This is a genomic window from Halohasta sp. A2 (assembly GCF_056175805.1).
The window spans coordinates 22,219-39,351 of the sequence record NZ_JAQFWV010000026.1 but is presented as its reverse complement, the minus strand read 5'-3'; the positions used below and the strand labels follow the sequence as shown (position 1 = coordinate 39,351).

Below are 17,133 nucleotides of genomic sequence, written 5' to 3'. Positions count from 1 at the left end.
TGGCGTGCGATCTGGCTGATCGCACGCCCAAACAGGTCGAACGGCTCTATCGGAAACGCTCGGCGATTGAGACGAGTTATCGTGTCTTCCGCCAAGCACGGGTGGTAACGACGACTCAGGATCCAATCGTCCGCTTTGCGTTTGTCCTAGTTGGATTCTTGCTGGAAAATCTCTGGCTCGTGCTTCGATGGGCGGTCGTCGCCCGCCCACGGCGGGGCGGGCGCGACCTGCCCGAAGAGTTCACGTTCAAAACCTTCTCTGACTGGATCAGACACGCATTAGAGGAGGAACTAGAGCGGAGTTGGGAGATAGAAATGAACGGCGTCGGTGTACCAGAAGCGTACGCACCGGCCGCGGGCTGAGCCAGCCCGCGGCCTCGGTAAGCGCCTCCTGAGCTACAGCACCCGTCTCTGACGGCTAGATGAGCTTCCCTCGCTTGATTCTCTTCGTCTGTGAACGCTATCTCATTCTTCACACAGCTACCGCCAACCATTTGATCAGATGAAGTGTGACTCAACACAACTCACGAAGCTGCGTTCGGGAAGTACCGAACATCACCTACAAGGAGGAAACCAAAACCTGGCGGGTCAAAGCTGGCGAGGAAAACGGTCGGGACGTGTACGAACTCATCCCGCGCGAGCGCGTCTACTCGGTCAAGATCGTCGGCGAGAAAACAGGAACTTCGGTTACACGCACGCGGAAGTGATCAACATGTACGCGGAAATGATCAGTCGTCGACGGACATAATTACCGACGACCACGGAGCTTACGCGAAATCCCGGCGCATCGCGATCTCGAACCACGGACAGAGCCGCAGTTGACGGTACCACTGCGGGTTGGCGTGGAGGTGGTCGTAGTCGACCCACAGCAGCCCGGCGATCTCCTCGGTGTCGGGATCGAGCGCCGTGTCGTCGAGCGTGACCTTGAGAACGGCACAGACCTCCCACTCGACGCCCGCGTTCTCGTAGTAGCGCTTGTACTCGAAGCGGTCGGTGAGCTCCACGTCGTCGTACTGGTCGGGGGTGACGCCGAGTTCCTCTTCGAGCCGCTGGATCGTGGCGTCTTCCTGGCTCTGGCCCTCGACGGGGTGGGAGGCGACCGTCCCGTCCCAGTGGGTATCCCAGAGTCGCTTTTCAGGGCTTCGCTGGGCCAACAGGAGTCGACCCTCGGTGTCGAACACGAGACAGGTAAACGCCCGGTGGCGGATGCCGTCGCCCGTGTGGGCGTCGAGTCGGTTGACCAGTTCTTGCTCGGTGTCGTCGGCGTCGACGGCGATTACGTCCTGTCCGGCGTTTTCGTGAAGGTCGCCGCTGGCGGCGTCGTCAGCGCTCATATATGGGCTATCACGCAGTGGGCTAAATAAGCGTTCGATACCGGCTGCGGTCGATTCCCGACTCCGCACTAGCGATGAAACCGCAGACACCTCGCCTGACGCCGGTGTCGATCGCGTGGCGACCGGTTTTTACGCGACTCGTTCGGCCCGGTCTTGGTACGTCTCGAATAGCTCACGCGCCCACGCGACAGCATCGGGGTTGTCGGTCGTCACGATGACCGCGTGGACCCCGGTCGTGTCGTCGATCCCGATGAGGACGAGCGTCCCGTCATAGACCGCGAAATCGAACGGCAAGCTGTCGACGGCGTAGCTTGCGGTCCGGTCGAGCGCGCGGATTTTTTTCTGGTGTTCGGGATGTTGTCTGGAGATCGCCGCGATCACATCCCTGGTAAAGACCCATTCGGCGCTCACCCCGTCGAAAATAGCTTCTGTCGTCGCCTCGACGACTGCGAGAGAACCGTAGGCCCGCGTAAACCCGAACCACTCTCCCCTGTTGGCGCTGATGATCGACACGAGGTATTGGTCGACAGCGTAGGGAGCATTGGGGCTGGCCTCGATAACAGCCGCGTCGGCAAACAGGTCGACGTTCTCGCGGAGTTCCGGGGCGTCGATTCGGTCGAGCAAGGGCCTGAGGTGTCGGGTTCCCCCAAGTGTGGCTTGGAACTGCGTGAGGCAATCGAGCATCGCCGCCCCGAAATTCGTCAGCGTGTATTCCCCCGAGTGCTGTTCGAACAGCCCATCGGCCACCAGCTCCGTCGTTGCCCGGTAGACGGTCGTCCGGGAACTGCCCGACCGCTCGGCGATGGTCGACCGGTCGGTGGGACCCTCACGACAGGCAGCCAAAATCGGTGCCCGTTGGAGCAGGCGAATATCATCCTCCAGTCCGGACTCATCCATGCTGGAATATCGGGGTGTCTGTAATATAATCTTTCAGCTATCATCACGGTCGACAGTTCGTCGGTGAACAATAGTCCACTCGTGAAACATTGCGTATACGGTGACTATTTAATTTAAACACATCCAGACTCCTGTATGAATGGTCCCGTGGGTTGGAGTAGACCTCCGAGAACCGGACAAGCGATGATCAAAGCGACGTATCGACGCGGAGAGACCGAGCAGACAAGTTGTGTATTCGGCGGCGGATGGCAATGAGCGAACTCCGCAACCACCTTCGAGTGGTCGTCTTCTCGGTACTCCTTTTCCGATCGGTGGTTGCGATTGCGCCGGGGTTGGTCGACACGGTCGCGGCAACCGACAGCGCACCGACCTGTGGTGATGTAAATTACGAGAAAAACGATGACTGGTACGAAGTCAAGAACGTCTCACAGTTGCAGTGTATCGAGGACAAAGGATTGGATAAGAATTACGTCCTCGTCGACGAGATTAAAGCCAACGGGACCGACGAGTGGAACGGCGACAAGGGCTTCGACCCCATCAGTAATGAGACCAACAGGTTCGAGGGCACGTTCGACGGCGACGGCTACACGATTTCGGACCTCTACATCAACCGAAGTGAGGATGTCGGACTCTTCGGGGTCGTGGACAGTGGGGCGACTATCGAGAACGTCGGCGTCGAGGACGTCGACATCACCGGTGATATCGACGTGGGCGGCCTCGTCGGGGCCAACGATGGCGATGTCACCGAGTCGTACGCGACCGGCGATGTCGACGTCGGCGATGACGGCGACACCCGGAAAGGCTCAGTGGGCGGCCTCGTCGGGGACAACGACGAAAATGTCACCGAGTCGTACGCGCACACCGATGTAGACGGCAATGGCTCCAGCGTAACTGGCGGCCTCGTGGGGTTAAACAATGGCGAGGTCACCGAGTCGAACGCGACCGGCGATGTCGACGGCTTCGGCGACACAGGCGGCCTCATCGGGGAGAACTATTTGAATGTTTCCGAGTCGTACGCGACCGGCGAGGTCGACGGCCTCGGCGGCTACGAGGTGGGCGGCCTCGTCGGGTACAGCAATTACCAGGTCACCGAGTCGTACGCGACCGGCGATGTCGACGGCGACGAACAGTTAGGCGGCCTTGTCGGCTATGCCTACCTCGACACCATCACCGAGTCGTACGCGACCGGCGATGTCGACGGCGACGACGACGACAAGGTGGGCGGCCTCGTCGGGGACAACTTCGACAGTGATGTCGAGGATGCCTACTGGGACAAGGGAACGGCGAACCAGTCCGACGCAATCGGGACCGGGGACAGTGGGACGAACCTCACTGGTTTCGGTGAGACCGACGACACCGAGCCCGCACCGGAAATGCAGGGGTCGGCGGCTGTCTCCGAGATGAGCCGCCTCGCGTTCACCGACACGTGGATGGCCACCGACGGCTACCCCACGCTCGCGTGGGACGCCGAGCCGTTCTTCGCCGTCGACATCGAGTCGACCAACGAGCCAGTCGACGCCGGTGACACCCTCGATGTCACCGCGAACGTCACCAACTGGGGTGCCAACGGCGAGCAGTCGACCACGCTGACCGACACCGACTTCACCAACAGTGAGCAGGACGACCTCGCTGTGGACCTCGACAGCGGCGAGTCGAACGACTCGGTCGATCTCCAGTGGGACACCGGCTCGGACGATGACGGCACCGGCGACGTGACCGTGGCGAGCGAAAACGAGAGGGACACCGCGACGGCCACCATAGAGGACACCGGCAGCAACACGAATAACAACGGCGGCGGTGGCAGTGTTGGGGGCCAACCACAGGGTGACGACTCCGAAACAACAGTGACCGTCGACAGTTCGGACGATTCGAGTGATTCGGACGACACCGAGGAGTCCGGTGGGGACGACTCGGACAACGAAGGCGAGACGAGCGCTCCCGAGACCCGAATCTCGGTGTCGAACCCCGAACCCGGCCAGCGACTCGTGATTGAGGGCGACGACGCCTACATCACGGGCGATGATGACGATGGGGATGGCTCGGGCGAGGAAGGCGGCGATGACACCGACGACTCCGGTGACGCGTCGGACGGCGACGATAGTGACGATGGCTCCAGCAACGTGCGCTCGGATCGGCTCAGCGTCGATCTCAACACCGACCGCGACTTCGAGCTGTCGGTGACGACCTACGAGAGCGACCTCACACGCAGCGGCAGTTTGGGCGGGTCGCAGTCCTCGCTTACGCCGCTCGCCAGCGGAGCCGCATACCTCGGACCGGTCGGCACGACCCCGCAGGTGTCGCCACCCGACAAAGTCAGCGACGCCGCGGCCGCGTTCGAACGCGACACCAACAACGTCTCGGCGGGCTACGTCGAAATCGACCACACGCTCGAATCCGACGAAATCTCCGGAGCGACCTACGAGTTCAGCGTCCGGCAGAGTTACCTCGATGAACTGGGCGTCGACGCCAACGAGGCCACGCTCCACCACCGACTCGACGACGAGTGGGAGACCCGCGAGACCACCCAGACCGACAGCGACGACACCCACTATCGGTTCGAGGGGACGATGCCGGAGTTCTCGGTGTTCGCTATCGGCACCGGTGCTGATCCGATCGGCGTCACCGAGGCCAGTCTGAGCGAGTCGACCATCGACTCCGGCGAGACGGCGACTATCTCGGCAACCGTCGAAAACCGCGGCCAAGGTGATGCCGAACGGACGGTCGACCTCACGATCGACGGTGAGGTCGTCGAAAGCGAGGATGTCAGTCTCGCGGGTGGCGAGACGAGTGACCTCGAATTCGAGCACACCCCGGATAGCGACGGCGAGTACACCGTTGCGGTCGGCGGCGTCGAGGCCGGTTCGCTGACCGTCGACGACGGTGAGACCGACGGAGACGGTATCAGTAGCGGCCAGCCGTGGTGGCTGGCAATCGTCCTGTTCGTGGCGGTCGTCGTGATCGGCGTCCTCTGGCGTCGACGGGATGACGCCGAAGCCGACGAGGAGCCAGGGACCGAACCTTAAAGCCGCCTGTGACTCTTTTCGCCGCTAATGCGGCTCTCGGAGTTCATCGAGTACGAGAAAAACGAGCGCGCCGAGCGCCGACGCCTCGCGGACAAGAAATCCTACGAGATCCTCGATCGCCTCGACGGGGTGGACGACCGGTTCGCCACCGTCGCGGACGACGGCGAGTTCGGCAGCGTTTCACCCTCCATTTTCGTCGGCCGGTCTGACTACCCCGAGGTTTCGACTGGACTCCTCTCGCCGGTCGGCAACGAGGCCAACGCCACACAGTTCGCCACCAGCGGCGAGTGGGACGCCGGATGCGTCTCGATTAGTGACGTGTTCGAACACCGAACCTCGTTGCTCAATGCGAGTCAGTCGACGCCAGTGGAGACGAATGTCCACGACGCGTCGGGCGGCTTTCTGGGCGTCCAGCGCGAGGTCGCCATCGCCGACCGGCCGGTTGGCGTCGAAGTCAGCCTCAACGGCGGGCCGAAACTCGATCTCGGGCTCACAGTTGTCGATCCAGTCGACGACTGAGCCGACTGCACGCGCGACGATCAGCCGAGCCGTTCGTCGAGAATCAGCCGCGTCGTCGTTCCTTTCACCTCGTCCATCTCGCGAGCTTGCGAGATGAGATCGTTGACCGCTTGCGTGTCGACACAGTCGACAACGAGCACGATGTCGTCCTCGCCCGAGACCTGCCAGACGAAATCGACCTCCTCCCAGTCGGCCATTCGTTCGGAGACCGCGCTCGTATTGACGTTCATGTCGACCGAGACCTCGATCATCGCTTTGACGTTGCCCGTCTGTGTGGTGACCGTAAAGCGCTCGATAACCCCGTCGTCGGTGAGTCGGTCGACGCGGTTCCGTACGGTTCCCTCGCTCGTACCGACGCGGTCGGCGATTTCCGTGTAGGGCGTCCGTGCGTCCCGGCGGAGGATAGAGAGAATCTGGCGGTCGAGATCGTCCATGACGACCCATGTGGGCCGAGCGGGTTATTGATTACGAATTTCGTAGCTTAGCTTCGAACGACGCACTTAAGAACGAAGAACGATACGTAACTCGTAATGTCGGACGCCTACATCGCCTTGGCTGACGGCCGCGTGATCGAGGCCCGTTGTCGCGCGCCGGGGCTCACACGCGGAGAACTAGTTTTCACGACTGCCTATACAGGATACGAAGAAAGTCTCACCGATCCCTCCTACGAGGAGCAGGTGCTCACCTTCTCGTACCCGTTGATCGGTAACTACGGGGTCCGCGCGGACCGCTTCGAATCCAGACGTGTCCACCCCCGCGCCGCGGTCGCTCGCGAGTTTACCGACGACGTGGCGACGTGGCTCGAAAGCGAGGGCGTGCCAGCGATCGACCACATCGAAACCCGTGATCTCGTGACTTCCATCCGAGAGGAGGGTGCAATGAAGTGTGGGATCGCCGCCGGAGAGGGCGTCACGCCCGAAGACGCAAAAGCCGAACTCGGCGAGTGTAAAGGTATGAGCGACCACGTCGACATCGGCTCGCAGGTCACGACGCCCGAGGCGACGACCCACCTCGGCGACGGTTCGTTCGATGTCGCGCTGATCGACTGTGGGGCCAAGGGCTCGATTATCAGCTCGCTCACCGAGCGCGGTGCGGACGTTCACGTTCTGCCGTGTACCGCCAGCGTCGACGACGTACGCGAGGTCGACCCGGATGTCCTCTTTATCTCCAACGGGCCGGGCGACCCCGCGAACTTCACCAACGCCCAGTCGCTCGTGGAGACGTTCGCTGGCGAACTGCCGATCGCGGGCATCTGTCTCGGCCAGCAGATCGTCGCCCGCGCGTTCGGCGGTGACACCGAGAAGATGTCGTTCGGCCACCGCGGCGTCAACCAACCCGTTCGTGACCTCGATTCGGGCCGCGTCGTCATGACCACTCAGAACCACGGATACACGGTTTCGGACCCCGGTGAGCTATCGATCAAACAGATCAACGTCAACGACGATACCGCCGAGGGGCTCGCCAGCGAGGAACTCGGTATCATCACCCGTCAGTACCATCCCGAAGCCAACCCCGGGCCGAACGACTCGCTGGACTTCTTCGACGACGTGCTGGCGATGGTCGACTCGGCCGAACCAGTCGCACTCTCCGACTAATCTACCTTCTCGCCGTCATCGACCTCTCGTTGGCTGTTCGTTCCGACGTTTCGGTCCGTGTTGTTCTTACTCCACCTGACTGTCGGCTCCTCGAAGGACTACTCGTCGGTCGAATCGCCCGACCCCGTCCGGTGGTCGGTGGGGTCGCCTGATCCGAACCGGGAGTCAGCCGATGGCTCGGCGTCGATCCCGATCTCGCTCTCGCCGACCGGGGAGAGTTGTTCAATGGTAGTTCGATCGGTGTAGTCGACGAGCCGTCGGATCCCAACGCCGACCAGAAAGCCAGCGATGCCGATCGAGAGCGTAAACAACAGTCCGAAAAGCAGCGCGATTCGAACGCGGTTGAGGGTGCTAAACCCCTCGGCGAGCCCGTACGGCGCGTTGATCATATAGCCGACAACCGGAAAGAAAACGATCGACAGCGAGGCCACCGCGCCATCGTTAGCGTACGCCGACAGCGCGGCGAGAACCCCCAGAAAGATCGTCGGCCCGATATAAAACAGGAGCTGCCAGCTGGTGACCACTCCAGAGATCCCATAGCTCGTCAGCACGACGAACACCGCTGCGGTCGGCACGTATGGGTTGACGCCGCCGGTTTTCGAAACGACAAACACGGCGGCCACAACCGAGATCACGAAGCCGATAGCTGCTGCCAGCTGCATGGTTTCGGTTCCGCTTGGAGAAACGTAGCGCTCCCAAAACGCTGGAACGGCCAGCGTTCCGAACGCGGCAACGCTCAGCATAGCCGTCACGACCAACACGTGCTTCGTGATCGATCGGTCACGACCAATAATGAACTGGCGGACCGACTCGGACATACCTAACGGTTCCAGAGACGAATAATAAACCTTCGTGTCCAATTGGTGACGACTTCGGGCCAGCGGAATCGCCAGGCGTTTACTGGTCGACCGCCCACGTTCGCTATGAGCGACGTTCTCGACGCCGATCTGTACACGCGAACGAAAGCCCTGCTCGAACCGGGCGAGATCGAACTGCTCGGGCTCATCGTCCACACCGATCTTACCGGTCAACAGGACCTCGAAATGCACGAGCTCACCGTCGAACTGAACGACATCATCGCCGAACACGCCAGCAAAGGCGAGTCGTACATCTACGCGGGCAACGACAGCGCCGAGTTCGCCTCGAACCAGTTCCAGGGGCTTACCCTCGACGACGATTCGTTCGTCTGGGAGTGCCAACAACTGCTCCGCGAGGGGACGTTCGATCTCGTCTTTTATTACGAGGCGACCGCCGACCAGGAGGCGATCGTCGAGGCCGTCGAAGCGCTCGGCCACCAGGCCACTCCAGTTCCCGAGTAGCGTTCGGGCCACTCGGTCCGATTAGTTATCAGAGTTGATACTATCCCCGAGAGCTATATATGTAAATAGCAGGTATGACGGTTTATGGCAGTCGACGACGCCGACGGTTCCGGGCAGACCGAGTCGGACGACCGAGCCTCGGGGCTCGCGGCGGCGTCACCCGCAGACGAACGCGACTCGATCGAGACCGCCGTCGACCGCGCTCGTCGGCTCGACGACTTTTTTCAGGCGTTTTGCGACCCCGAGACGACACCAGTCGTCAAAGACACCTGGCTTTGGGAACACCACAAGCGCGCCTACTACTACGAGTCGGATGGCAGTCGGCCACGCACTGACGACGGCGAACTGATCGCCTTTGATCGCGACGAGGCGCTGGGATTTCGTGCCGACGCACTCGATTCGATGCTCGCAGACGGCGCAGCCACCGCCGAGCAGCTGGCCGAGTTAGTCGACGAGCGAACGGTCTACGTCCACGAGGAGATCGACGAGAACACCTTCTTTACGACCGACGAGGGCAGGTCGACGCTCGTCACTCGGTACGATCTCGAAAAGGCGGTGCCGATGGCCAAAAAGACGCATTTCGTCGAGATCGAACGCTACTGGGTCAACGAGCCCTACTCGTTCGTGATCATCTTCCGGTCGACCAAGGAAAACGAGACCAAGTACTACACCGTCGAACCCTACCGCAACGAGATCGAACGCGAGATCGAGACCTATCTCACCGGCAAGCTCAGAACCGCGATCAAGTACGGCGACCAGGGTGCCGAGGCGGCCGATTCGTCGGCTCGTCGGGCAGTGATCGAGACCGAAACGTATCGTCTGTTGTCCCGCTACGGCCTGTACGAACCGGGCGGCGAGTCGACGCTGGGCGATCAGCTGGCCGGGGTCGGCCCGACGTTCGCTCGGTATACCAATGGGCTGCTCGATCGGTTCGAAGGGCTCGTCGAGCGGTTCGAAACACCGATCAAAGGGCTCGAAGGGATGTTTGACGAGTTCGACGACGGTGACGAGTCGACCACTCGCGCGGCCGGGACCCGCTACGGCGAGTATCTCAGCTCGCGGGACCGCAGTCGTGGGCCAGACGACCGGCCACCCCTTGCCGAGCGGCTGGTTCCCGACCGACTCGACCCCGAGGCGTACCGATTCGAGCTCGATCCCGAAAGTGAGTTCGGCGAGCTGCTGGCGAGTGTCGGGATCGAACGCTCGGCGACAGTCGACGAGTCGACCGGCCGCGAGATCGCGGGGATCGCCGCCCGGCCCGAACCCGCCGTGATCGCCGAAGACCCCGACACACTGACCGAGTACCAGGTCGAGAAACTGCTGTACTACCTCCAGCGGAACTTCCTGGGCTACGAGCGGATCGACCCGATCAAACACGACATCAACGTCGAAGATATCTCGTGTGACGGCTACAAATCGCCGGTGTTCGTCTACCACTCGGGCTACGAGCAGATCATCACCAACATCGTCCACGGCGAGACCGAACTCGACGATTTCGTGGTCAAACTCGCCCAGCGATCCGGCAAGGGTGTCTCGAAACGCAGCCCACAGGTCGACGCTACGCTTCCAGATGGCTCGCGTGCCCAGTTGACGCTGGGCCGGGAGGTCTCGGATCACGGAACCAACTACACGATTCGCCAGTTCAAGGAGGTCCCCTTTACCCCGATCGACCTCATCAACTGGAAGACGTTCTCGCTCGACCAGATGGCGTTTCTCTGGCTGGCGATCGAGAACGACAAATCCCTGATTTTCGCGGGTGGTACCGCCTCGGGGAAGACAACCTCGCTCAATGCGGTCTCGCTGTTCATCCCATCGAACACGAAGATCGTCTCCATCGAAGATACGCGGGAGGTCGAACTCCCGCAGCGCAACTGGATTGCCTCGGTCACGCGGCCGTCGTTCACCGAGGGCGACAAGGGCGACATCGACGAGTTCGACCTGCTCGAAGCCGCGCTGCGCCAACGGCCCGACTACATCGTCATGGGCGAGATCAGAGGCGAAGAGGGTCGGACCCTGTTCCAGGTCATGTCGACCGGCCACACGACATATACGACGTTCCACGCCGACTCGGTGGGCGAGGTACTCAAGCGGTTTACGACCCAGCCGATCAACGTCTCGAAGACGATGTTCTCGGCGCTCGATCTGGTGTCGATTCAGACGTCGACGCGCGTCCAGGGCAAGAAGGTCCGGCGGAACAAGTCGCTCACCGAGATCAACCACTACGATGCCGAGAACGACGAAATAAATGTCCAAGACATCTTCCAGTGGCAGGCCGAGGGCGACGAGTTCCTCAAAATGGGGAGTTCGAACACCCTCGAAGAGATCACGTTCGACCGTGGCTGGACGACCGAGCAGCTCGAACGCGAACTGTTCGAGCGTCGACTCGTGTTGGCCTACCTGATCGACCGCGGGCTCAACACCTACACGCAGGTGGCTGCGACGCTCCAGGCGTACATTAGCGATCCCGAAACGGTGCTCGGGCTGATGGCGACCGACCGGCTCGAAGCCAGCCTCGAAGACCTCCGGGAGATGGAGTCGGTGCTGATCGACGTCGACCCCGAGATCGAGGCACTGGTTCCGCGGCCCGATCCCGGCGAGGAACAACAAACAGTCGCCACCGAAATCCTCTCGTCGGCCGACGAGCTGTTCGAAGAGTACCGCGATAGGGCCTCGGGCTCGGTCGGCGAGGTGCTCGAAGGTATGCTGGAACAGACCGCCGCCGAGGCTGATACGGTCGACACTGAGGATGACACAGTCCACACTGAGGATGACACAGTCGACAACGCGGATGGCACGGTCGACAATGACGAGGCGATAGCAGACGACGAGGACGAATCGACCGCAGATGATACCAGCGGGTCGACGGACGATCCAGACGATACCGAGACAGACAGCCCAGCAGGTCCGATCGCAGAGTCATCCGGCGACACCGACAACCCGTTTGACAGCTATCTCGATGAGGAGCGACCGACCAGCGACTGGGGAGAAGACGAGCCAGTCGGGGGATGGGGCGAAGACAGCGACTCCGCCGGAGACGATCGATGAGCCTCGAAACCGGTCGAAGTGACTCGGGGACCGATACCCTCGCGGATATGTTTTATCCGCTGTTTGGGGTTCTTTTCGATGATCACAGCGATTTCGTCGACTCGGTCGAGACCAAACTCACAGAGGCCCGGATGGGCGATACCGTCGAGCAGTATCTCGCCCGATCGCTCGGCGTCGGAACGCTCCTCGGCGGGGTGCTCTGGATACTCGGCTCGCTGCTGGGGTTCGGCGTCTTCCAGCTGGGCGTGCTCTCGCCGGAGACACTGAGCCTCGGCATTCCTGTATCTAACTCGGAGACTGCGGAGCTGCTTCGGACGCTGGTCGTCCCGGTGACGGTCGGCCTCGCGGGGATCGTGTTCGGAACGCTCGGCTTTGGGCTGGGGTTCGGCGGACTGGTCAGTGTCCCATATCTGAAAGCGGGAGAGCGAAAGCGCAACATCAACATCCTGCTGCCCGATGCGATCTCGTTTATGTACGCGCTGTCGGTCGGCGGGCTGAATCAGCTCGAAATCCTTCGGTCGATGGCAGAGGCCGAAGATACCTACGACGAGGTGGCACGGGAGTTCCAGAGCATCGTCAACGAGACCGAGTACTTCGGGACCGACTACCGCAACGCGATTCGCAAGCAGTCGATGGAGACGCCAAGCGAGCCGCTCTCGCAGTTTCTGACCGACATGCTCTCGATTATCAACTCCGGCGGAGATATGGAGGCGTTTCTCAACGACAAGAAGGACGCCCACATGCGGACGGCCAAACAGCAACAGGAGATGACGCTCGAAACGTTGGAGTTGTTCGGCGAGATGTACATGACGCTCTCGCTGTTTCCCCTATTGCTCGTGATTATTCTCGTCATCATGGGGATGCTCGGCGAAGCCCAAGACTACATGCTGTACGGCACCGTGTATGCGATGATTCCGTTGATCGGCGCGGCGTTTTTGGTGCTCGTCTCGACGGTTAAACAGGACGAACCGGGCGACGGCTACCTCCGACCGGCAAACCAGAGCGCCCGGCTCGAAGAGTCGACCAACGAGGGGCTCGTCCATCTGGGACTGATTGAGGGGTTCGTCGGCCGGTTTCGGGTGTTCGACCGGATCAAAGCCCGCGAGGGGACGTACAAAACCAAACAGTTGTTGTCGGCCCCACACCTGTTTTTCCGGGATAATCCGGTGTTGACTCTCGTGTTGACGGTCCCTGCGGTCACCGTGGTCGTCGCCGTCGCGGTCGCGACCGGCCGTGCCCCCCTCGACGTCCAGTCGTGGATCGACAGCCCCGTCTGGAGCACGTTCATCTGGTTTTATGTACCGATGTATCTGGTCTGTGTGCCGCTGGCGGTGTTCTACGAGTGGAACGTCTACTCGCGGAACACGGTCACGAGCAAGCTCTCGGAGAACCTGCGCAAACTCTCGAGTGCGAACGACACCGGCCAGACGTTGTTCGAGTCGATCATAACCGTTGCCGAGACCTCTAGCGGCAAGTTGGCAGAGGAGTTCGAAATCATGTATGCCAAAGTCAACTACGGGGTGAGTCTCCGCGAGGCGTTTGTCGAGTTCAACAACAAGTACCACCTCCCGCGGTTGGCCAGAACGATCAAACTCATCACCGAGGCTCAGGAGGCCTCCAGCGAGATCACCGACGTGCTTCGAACCGCGGCCCAAGCGAGTGAAAACACCGACGATATCGAACGCGAGCGGATCTCGCGAACCCGGATGCAGGTCGCGATTATCCTGATGACGTATCTCACGCTGTTGGGCGTGATGGCCATTCTCCAGACGCAGTTCATCGACGTGATGGCCGGGCTCACAGAGCAGTCGACCAGCGGCGGAAGCGACGCGGTTGAGGGCTCACAGGACTTCGGCGGCGGGGTCGATCCACAGATGCTGTCGTTGCTGTTTTTCCACGCGGTGACGATCCAGGCGATTCTCGCCGGACTGATCGCGGGCTACATCCGAACAGCGAAACTCGTTTCGGGGGTCAAGTTCGTCGTGATTCTCCAGACGATCGCGCTGGCGGTGTGGGTGGTGGTCGGATGAGCCGACTCTGCACCTGCGAACCGACCAGCCGGGGCCAGACCGTGATCGATTTCGCGATCGGCGCGGGCATCTTTATTATCGCCGTCGGCCTCGTGTTCGCGTTTTTGCCCGCGATTTTCGAGCCGTTTTCGAGCGCCGCCGGGAGCTCGTCGATCGTCGCCGATCGGACGGCCGACCACCTCACCGACTCGGTGTTGGTCGCCGATCCAACGGCCCCGTCGACGCTCTCGACGGCGTGTACGGCCGTCTTTTTCGACGCCGACGCTGACAGCGACCTCGCCGACGCCGCTGACTGTGGGTTTACCGCCGACGATGAGACCGCCGAGTTACTTGGCGTCGGCGATCGCGACGTGAACGTCACTATCAGAGAAGTCGGTGACTCGCCGTCGACCGGTCCGGCGGTCGAACACACGGTCGACGGCGAGTCGTACCGACTGACGCGCGGCACCGACGGGATTCCCTCAGACGTCTCGGTCGCCAGCCGAGCGGTGCTGATCGAAGACGAGCGCTACAGACTCGTGGTGAAGGTGTGGTGAGATGAGCCGAACCCACACCCTGTCGGCTGCTGAGGACCGTGGCCAGGCCCACACAGTCGAGGCGTTCATCGCCGCGCTGTTGTTGCTCACGGGGCTGCTGTTCGCGATGCAGGCGACCGCAGTCACGCCGCTTTCGGCCAGCACGTCGAACCAGCAGATCGAAAACCAACAGCGCGCGCTCACTGGCGATCTCCTGTCGACGGCCGCCGCCAACGGGACCCTTCAGGAGTCGATTCTCTACTGGAACGCGAGCGCCGAGGGGTTCGAAGGGAGCGGCGAAGAGGGCTTTTATACCGATTCGGGCGATCAAACCGAGTTCCTCGCGACGCTCGAAGACGCGCTGGCCGACCAGCGCATCGCCTACACTGTCGAGCTCCGTGTGCACGAGGTTCCCAACGGGTCCGAGGTGGATTCGCAGGAGATGGTGGAGATGGGAGCGGCCAGCGATAACGCGGTGACCGCCAGCCGAACCGTGACGCTGTTGGACGACGATCGGCTCACCGGCAGTGACGACCGCACGCTCGCCGAGGTCGAGGATGACTCCGACGACTCGTTCTACGCGCCCGATACGAGTGACGGCGCGCTGTACAACCGTGTGGAGGTGCGCATTACCACATGGCGGATGTAATGAGCCGGGCGAGCGACCGCGGTCAGCTGTTTTTGATCACGGCACTCGCGCTGGCGGTGCTGTTGGTGACCGTCGCACTACTGTTGAACACGGCCATCTTCACCGAGAACGTCGCCACCCGCGACACCACCGGCGATGGCGAGGAGGCGACCGAACTGCGCAGCGAACTCGTCGACAGTATCGGTGAGTTGATCGAAGCCGAAAACCGCAACGGTGGGGGAGATACCAGTGACGTCGACGACGAGGTCGACGCGTTGAGCCCACAGGTAGCTAGTGAACGCACCCGGTCAGGCACGATCGCAACCGTCGAGAGTGAATCTGTACAATCGGGAGAGTTGCTCGAATGGAATGAGTCGAGCGACCGCCGGTTCGATGTCGACGGCGGCAACTGGACGCTGGTCGAGGAGGTCGAGTCGGCCCGGAACGTAACGCTGGATCTCGATCCCGACACACTGGCGACGTCGACCGCAGACACCAGCGACGAGGAGGCCTTCGGCGTCCGGTTCAACCAATCGGGCGAGACCGTCACCCAGTATATATACACCGAAGACGGGAACCTCACCGTCGCCGAAGCTACAAACGAAGACACTCCCGAGCGGCGGTGCGAAATCGATAGCGGGGGATCGACGACGACCGTCGACCTAACGGGGGATCGACTGTCGACTGACACCGAGACGGTCGAGTGCTTCAGGGGGCTGTGGCCCGACAAGAAGGGGGTGGACATCGAGTTCGTCAACGGCGATAAGGCGGTGGGTGCGTTCGGAGCCACCGTCGACAAAGATGCCGATCCGACTACTGACGAGGCCGTCAGCAGTCCCAAGGTCGTCTACTCGGTGACCGTTAACATCAGTTATCGGACGCCGGATCTCACGTTCGAAACCACTGTCCAGGTCGCTCCGGGTGAGCCGCGATGAGCCGTCGACTTCGGGTCGACTGCCGCGGCGTCTCGGTGACGGTGGGCTACGTGCTCATGCTGGCGGTTGCCGCCTTGTTGATGGGGACGTTGTTGACCGGTGGCGGCGGGCTGATCGAACGACAATCCGAACAGGTCGTCACTGACGAACTCACCGTCGTCGGCAACCAGCTGGCGTCCAACATTCACGAGACCGACCGGCTCGCCGTGATCGCCTACAACGACGCCGCCGCCAACGAGAACGCCACCGTCAACTCGACCGGAGCCGTTACTCGACGTGTCCAACTCCCGGACCGAGTCGCCGGCACCGGTTATCGCATTGAGTTCAACGAGGACGAGGACGAGAACAACATCACGCTCTCGTCGTCGAACCCCGACGTCGAGGTGACCGTCGAGTATCCCAAGACGACCACGGGACTGGATGGCGACACCGAGATCTCGGGCGGAGAGTTCGATCTTGTCTACGAACGCCCTAAGGCGGACGACCCAGTCGACGAGGGCACACTGGAGGTAGAGCCATGACCGATCGACAGAAAGCAACGCGGTTCAGCGTAGACCGACGGGCGGTGAGCGAGACGCTGGGCTACATTCTCGTGTTTTCGATCATCATCACGACGATTTCGGTGTCGACGGTGTTCGGCGTGACCGGCCTGGAGGACCGCCAAGCCACAGAGCAGGTCACCAACGTCGAACGCGCCTTCGAGGTGCTGGCGGACAACTTCGAGGACGCGAGTCGGTACGAGGATCCGAGCCGGGCGACCGAGATCCGGCTGGCCGACGGGACGCTCGGGATGCGAGCGCCAGTGCGGGTGACTGTGGGTCAGTGGGAGGACGGTGAATTCGAGCAGTCGAACCAGACCAACACGACGTTCCGGCCACTGGTGTTCGAAAGCGACGCTGGCACCGTGAGCTACGAGGGCGGCATGGTGTTCCGTGGCGACGGGTCGACCACACTCCCGCGATCGTCGCTCCCCTTTGTCGTCGACAAGTCCGGCGGAACGGCCGTCATACCGGTTACCGCCACTAATAGCCGCGCGGAGACGACTGCTGTCAGCGGCGACCGGACAGTACTCGTCGTTGGAGAAGGTGGGGGCACCGAAGCGCTCCAGAAACGAACTGTCCGTGGCAATGATCTCCAGCTCCGGATCGAATCGCCACGGGCCGACGGCTGGAGCCGACAGTTCGATGACGAGGGCTACGATATCGAGAGCGAATCGAGTGACTCAGTCCGTGTGAAACTCGATGCCGACACGGCCAGACTGCCGGTCACGAACATCCGGATCCGATTCCGGTAG

The 17,133-nt window shown here is 61.7% G+C and carries 15 protein-coding genes and 2 pseudogenes; 13 read left to right on the top strand and 4 right to left on the bottom strand.

Annotated features, from left to right (window positions below; all coding sequences use genetic code 11):
* Together O2S87_RS09620 and O2S87_RS09615 are read left to right on the top strand one after the other, a co-directional pair.
* A pseudogene (locus tag O2S87_RS09620) lies at positions 1–362 on the top strand (ISH3 family transposase); the annotation flags it as partial.
* Between the two features lie 146 nt (positions 363–508).
* Entirely contained in the window at positions 509–706 is a 198-nt protein-coding gene (locus O2S87_RS09615; protein WP_475408580.1) for a hypothetical protein, read from the top strand.
* Between the two features lie 60 nt (positions 707–766).
* On the opposite strand, the gene O2S87_RS09610 is transcribed toward O2S87_RS09615, so the two are convergent.
* Together O2S87_RS09610 and O2S87_RS09605 are read right to left on the bottom strand one after the other, a co-directional pair.
* Entirely contained in the window at positions 767–1,333 is a 567-nt protein-coding gene (locus O2S87_RS09610) for an NUDIX hydrolase (RefSeq protein ID WP_475408579.1), read from the bottom strand.
* 129 nt (positions 1,334–1,462) lie between these two features.
* Positions 1,463–2,230 (bottom strand): helix-turn-helix transcriptional regulator, encoded by a 768-nt coding sequence (locus O2S87_RS09605; protein WP_475408578.1) that lies wholly within the window; start codon positions 2,228–2,230, stop codon positions 1,463–1,465.
* Between the two features lie 251 nt (positions 2,231–2,481).
* Between O2S87_RS09605 and O2S87_RS09600 the strand changes: the two genes are divergently transcribed.
* Entirely contained in the window at positions 2,482–5,253 is a 2,772-nt protein-coding gene (locus tag O2S87_RS09600) for a GLUG motif-containing protein (protein ID WP_475408577.1), read from the top strand.
* Between the two features lie 27 nt (positions 5,254–5,280).
* Positions 5,281–5,739, top strand: a pseudogene (locus tag O2S87_RS09595) (hypothetical protein); the annotation flags it as partial.
* A gap of 53 nt (positions 5,740–5,792) precedes the next feature.
* Here O2S87_RS09595 and O2S87_RS09590 read toward each other — a convergent pair.
* Positions 5,793–6,206, bottom strand: coding sequence for an Lrp/AsnC family transcriptional regulator (locus O2S87_RS09590; RefSeq protein WP_475408576.1), 414 nt, complete (start codon positions 6,204–6,206; stop codon positions 5,793–5,795).
* Between the two features lie 96 nt (positions 6,207–6,302).
* On the opposite strand from O2S87_RS09590, the gene carA reads away from it, so the two are divergent.
* The gene (gene carA / locus O2S87_RS09585; RefSeq protein WP_475408575.1) at positions 6,303–7,367 is read left to right on the top strand and encodes a glutamine-hydrolyzing carbamoyl-phosphate synthase small subunit; all 1,065 of its coding nucleotides are present in this window, start codon (positions 6,303–6,305) and stop codon (positions 7,365–7,367) included.
* Positions 7,368–7,465: 98 nt separating this feature from the next.
* On the opposite strand, the gene O2S87_RS09580 is transcribed toward carA, so the two are convergent.
* Positions 7,466–8,185 (bottom strand): hypothetical protein, encoded by a 720-nt coding sequence (locus O2S87_RS09580; protein ID WP_475408574.1) that lies wholly within the window; start codon positions 8,183–8,185, stop codon positions 7,466–7,468.
* 105 nt (positions 8,186–8,290) lie between these two features.
* On the opposite strand from O2S87_RS09580, the gene O2S87_RS09575 reads away from it, so the two are divergent.
* The 8 genes from O2S87_RS09575 (at position 8,291) to O2S87_RS09540 (ending at position 17,133) form a co-directional block, all read left to right on the top strand.
* Entirely contained in the window at positions 8,291–8,686 is a 396-nt protein-coding gene (locus tag O2S87_RS09575; protein ID WP_475408573.1) for a DUF5778 family protein, read from the top strand.
* A gap of 84 nt (positions 8,687–8,770) precedes the next feature.
* Positions 8,771–11,731 carry a type II/IV secretion system ATPase subunit gene (locus O2S87_RS09570; protein WP_475408572.1) on the top strand — a complete coding sequence of 987 codons (2,961 nt, stop codon included), beginning with the start codon at positions 8,771–8,773 and terminating at the stop codon, positions 11,729–11,731.
* Entirely contained in the window at positions 11,728–13,761 is a 2,034-nt protein-coding gene (locus O2S87_RS09565; protein ID WP_475408571.1) for a type II secretion system F family protein, read from the top strand. Before O2S87_RS09570 ends, O2S87_RS09565 begins: the two co-directional genes overlap by 4 nt.
* Positions 13,758–14,297, top strand: a complete 540-nt coding sequence (locus O2S87_RS09560; protein WP_475408570.1) for a DUF7287 family protein — start codon at positions 13,758–13,760, stop codon at positions 14,295–14,297. Before O2S87_RS09565 ends, O2S87_RS09560 begins: the two co-directional genes overlap by 4 nt.
* Position 14,298: 1 nt before the next feature.
* Positions 14,299–14,925: a DUF7288 family protein gene (locus O2S87_RS09555; RefSeq protein WP_475408569.1), complete on the top strand. Its 627-nt coding sequence runs from the start codon at positions 14,299–14,301 to the stop codon at positions 14,923–14,925.
* A complete protein-coding gene (locus O2S87_RS09550; RefSeq protein ID WP_475408568.1) occupies positions 14,913–15,839 on the top strand; it encodes a DUF7261 family protein in 927 nt (308 codons plus the stop codon). The genes O2S87_RS09555 and O2S87_RS09550 overlap by 13 nt, the downstream gene beginning before the upstream one ends.
* Positions 15,836–16,360 (top strand): DUF7266 family protein, encoded by a 525-nt coding sequence (locus O2S87_RS09545; RefSeq protein WP_475408567.1) that lies wholly within the window; start codon positions 15,836–15,838, stop codon positions 16,358–16,360. Before O2S87_RS09550 ends, O2S87_RS09545 begins: the two co-directional genes overlap by 4 nt.
* On the top strand, positions 16,357–17,133 hold the full coding sequence (locus tag O2S87_RS09540) for a DUF7289 family protein (protein WP_475408566.1): 777 nt from the start codon (positions 16,357–16,359) through the stop codon (positions 17,131–17,133). The genes O2S87_RS09545 and O2S87_RS09540 overlap by 4 nt, the downstream gene beginning before the upstream one ends.

Excerpts from the sequence above, each read along its gene's own strand:
- O2S87_RS09590 (WP_475408576.1), bottom strand. The coding sequence starts at position 6,206 with ATGGACGATCTCGACCGCCAGATTCTCTCTATCCTCCGCCGGGACGCA.
- O2S87_RS09545 (WP_475408567.1), top strand. The coding sequence starts at position 15,836 with ATGAGCCGTCGACTTCGGGTCGACTGCCGCGGCGTCTCGGTGACGGTG.
- carA (WP_475408575.1), top strand. The coding sequence starts at position 6,303 with ATGTCGGACGCCTACATCGCCTTGGCTGACGGCCGCGTGATCGAGGCC.
- O2S87_RS09555 (WP_475408569.1), top strand. The coding sequence starts at position 14,299 with ATGAGCCGAACCCACACCCTGTCGGCTGCTGAGGACCGTGGCCAGGCC.
- O2S87_RS09600 (WP_475408577.1), top strand. The coding sequence starts at position 2,482 with ATGAGCGAACTCCGCAACCACCTTCGAGTGGTCGTCTTCTCGGTACTC.
- O2S87_RS09550 (WP_475408568.1), top strand. The coding sequence starts at position 14,913 with ATGGCGGATGTAATGAGCCGGGCGAGCGACCGCGGTCAGCTGTTTTTG.
- O2S87_RS09575 (WP_475408573.1), top strand. The coding sequence starts at position 8,291 with ATGAGCGACGTTCTCGACGCCGATCTGTACACGCGAACGAAAGCCCTG.
- O2S87_RS09560 (WP_475408570.1), top strand. The coding sequence starts at position 13,758 with ATGAGCCGACTCTGCACCTGCGAACCGACCAGCCGGGGCCAGACCGTG.
- O2S87_RS09540 (WP_475408566.1), top strand. The coding sequence starts at position 16,357 with ATGACCGATCGACAGAAAGCAACGCGGTTCAGCGTAGACCGACGGGCG.
- O2S87_RS09580 (WP_475408574.1), bottom strand. The coding sequence starts at position 8,185 with ATGTCCGAGTCGGTCCGCCAGTTCATTATTGGTCGTGACCGATCGATC.
- O2S87_RS09570 (WP_475408572.1), top strand. The coding sequence starts at position 8,771 with ATGGCAGTCGACGACGCCGACGGTTCCGGGCAGACCGAGTCGGACGAC.
- O2S87_RS09565 (WP_475408571.1), top strand. The coding sequence starts at position 11,728 with ATGAGCCTCGAAACCGGTCGAAGTGACTCGGGGACCGATACCCTCGCG.
- O2S87_RS09605 (WP_475408578.1), bottom strand. The coding sequence starts at position 2,230 with ATGGATGAGTCCGGACTGGAGGATGATATTCGCCTGCTCCAACGGGCA.
- O2S87_RS09610 (WP_475408579.1), bottom strand. The coding sequence starts at position 1,333 with ATGAGCGCTGACGACGCCGCCAGCGGCGACCTTCACGAAAACGCCGGA.